This is a genomic window from Collinsella sp. SGI.033 (assembly GCF_050315135.1).
Taxonomy (GTDB): Bacteria; Actinomycetota; Coriobacteriia; order Coriobacteriales; family Coriobacteriaceae; genus Collinsella.
This window is the reverse complement of sequence record NZ_JBNPOK010000045.1, coordinates 1-2,472: the sequence shown is the minus strand read 5'-3', so window position 1 is coordinate 2,472 and position 2,472 is coordinate 1. Positions and strand designations below refer to the sequence as shown.

Sequence of the window (2,472 nt, the reverse complement as noted above, 5' to 3'; positions counted from 1 at the left end):
GTGTTTAGGGCAATCTGATTGTTGCTAGTGCGGCACCCATTCTTTTCATCTACGGAAACGAAGAATTTCAGAAAAGGCAAAGGCATGCCGACCAGCTAGGCCTACCGTTGCAATTGCAGCTACCAACTGACAATTGCATAGGAGGCAGGAAGGATGATCAGCATGCCAATGATCGAAAGTATACGAGAGATGTCGAGAAGGGGCCTCTCCAATGCGGAGATACAGCGCAGGACGGGGATATCCCAACCGACGATCCGCAAGTACATCGCGATGGACGATTTCTCGCCGCAGGCCCCGAGCCTGCAATCGCGCCCGTCGATCCTTGACCCTTACAAGCCCTTCGTCGACGAGATCCTGCTCGGCGACCAGCGCGTATGGCGCAAGCAGCGACACAGCGCAAAGCGCATATACGAGCGCTTGCTGGACGAGACCGCCTACGACGGCGGCTACGGAACCGTCAAGAACTACGTGAGGAGGCGCAAGGCCGAGATATCCGCGGCGTCCGACTGCTATATGGAGCTTGTCTGGGCGCCGGGGGAGGCGCAGGCCGACTTCGGCGACGTCGACGTGCTGGCCGGGGGAGAGCGCGTGAGGATGCACTTCCTGGTGCTCAGCTTCCCCTTCTCCAACATGGGCTTCTGCCAGCTCTTCGCGGGCGAGACCAGCGAGTGCGTGTGCCAGGGCCTCCGCGACATCTTCGAGCACATCGGCTGCGTTCCCACCCGCATCGTCTTCGACAACGCCACGGGCGCCGGCAGGCGCCGCGGGCAAAGCGTGACCGAGGCGGACCTCTTCCGCCGGATGAAGGCCCATTACGGGTTCGAGGCGACCTACGCCAACCCCCGCGCCGGCAACGAGAAGGGCAATGTGGAGCGAAAGGTCTACTGGTGTCGCCAGCATCTGTTCACGCCTGCGCCCAGCGTCGACGACATCGAGCTGTTCAACGCGGAGCTGCTCAGCCGCTGCTCGGGCTCGGGTTCGAACCGCCACTACGAGAAGGGGCTGACATGGTCGGAGCTGTTCGAGAGGGGCAGGTCGGCGATGCCGCCCCTGCCCGCCAAGCCCTTCAGCTGCATGCGATTCGTCACCGGCGTGTCGGTGGACAAGCGCGGCGACGCCACCGTCGACGGCGGCCACCGCTACCATGTGGGCCACAGGCAGGCTTCCGGCACCGTCACCGCCGTGTACGGCGCCCACACCGTCGCGTTCGCGGACGCCGCGGGCGAGATCGTGGCGGAGCACGCGAGGAGGTTCGGGGCCGCGAAGAACGGGCCGGAGGCCGTGTCCCAGCTGGCGTTGCTGGTGAGGAAGCCCGGCGCATGGCGCAACTCGGCGGTCAGGGCCGCCATGCCCGCAGACGTGAGGGCCCATGTGGACGCGCTGGAGTCGGCTGCCAGAAAGGACCTGATCGTGTGCATGCGCAGGTGGTGCAGGGAGAGCTCGGTCGAGGACGTCGGCGCCGCTATCTCCGAGGTGCTGGCCTCAACGGGGAGAGCCAGGCCCTCCGACGTGGAGATGATGCTCGCGAGGATGGGCGGGTTCGGCCTTGGGACGGAGCCCGACGTCGGCCCGGATCTCACTGTCTACGACAGGATGCTCGGGGGTGACGCCGCATGAGCGCGCGAGGCGACCTGGAGAGCGCGGTGAGAAGAGGGTTCAGGGCCGTGATGCTATCCAACCACACTGCGGAGAAGTACGCGTCGGAGTCGACGGCCGCAGAGCTCAGGTTCTTGGCAGGCATGTTCGAGGAGGAGCTCTCCTGGAGAGAGGAGAGCAGGAGGGGGCGGCTGCTGAAGCGGGCCAAGTTCCCGGTCCCCAAGACCTTCGAAGGGTACGACTGGTCGAGGGTAAAGGTGCCGGAGGAGATCGGACGCGGGGGCATCGAGAGCTGCAGGTTCATTGCAGACAAGCAGAACCTCGTCCTGTACGGCGGCGTGGGGAACGGCAAGACCCACATGGCCATAGCGTGCGGAACCGCAGCCTGCGCCATGGGGATGACGGTGATGTTCACGACGATCGCCGACCTCGTCGTGAGGATGACCAAGGCCGAAGCCGAGGGAACCTTGGAGAAGGTGTTCAAAGAGGTCGAGAGGGCCGATCTGGTGATACTGGACGAGCTTGGGTACCTTCCCATAAACCAAGATGGCGCCAAGCTCCTGTACCAGGTGGTGAACAAGTGCTACGAGAGGAGAAGCCTTATCGTGACCACGAATCTTGAGTTCAGCAGGTGGGGAAAGATCCTGACCGACGACCAGATGGCGGCTGCCATGATCGACCGAATCGTCCACTACGGCCACCTGGTCGTGTTCGAGGGGCCGACGAAGAGGATGGAGGCCTCGCCTATGGCCCGAAGGGGCTAAGAGGCAAAGCCAAAGAGAGAAAGAGGCACGCCTTTGCCAAACCTGAAACCTTTCCTTGCCACGTGTGAAAAGAACCGCTGCCTCAATTGAAAGCCCGAGCTTGACACAAACA

At 63.2% G+C, this 2,472-nt stretch carries 2 protein-coding genes; both read left to right on the top strand.

Annotated features, from left to right (window positions below; all coding sequences use genetic code 11):
* Positions 1-162: 162 nt before the first annotated feature.
* On the top strand, positions 163-1,617 hold the full coding sequence (gene istA, locus ACQRC0_RS08630) for an IS21 family transposase (RefSeq protein WP_427729294.1): 1,455 nt from the start codon (positions 163-165) through the stop codon (positions 1,615-1,617).
* 50 nt (positions 1,618-1,667) lie between these two features.
* Positions 1,668-2,360: an IS21-like element helper ATPase IstB gene (gene istB, locus ACQRC0_RS08625; protein ID WP_427729296.1), complete on the top strand. Its 693-nt coding sequence runs from the start codon at positions 1,668-1,670 to the stop codon at positions 2,358-2,360.
* Positions 2,361-2,472: the final 112 nt, after the last annotated feature.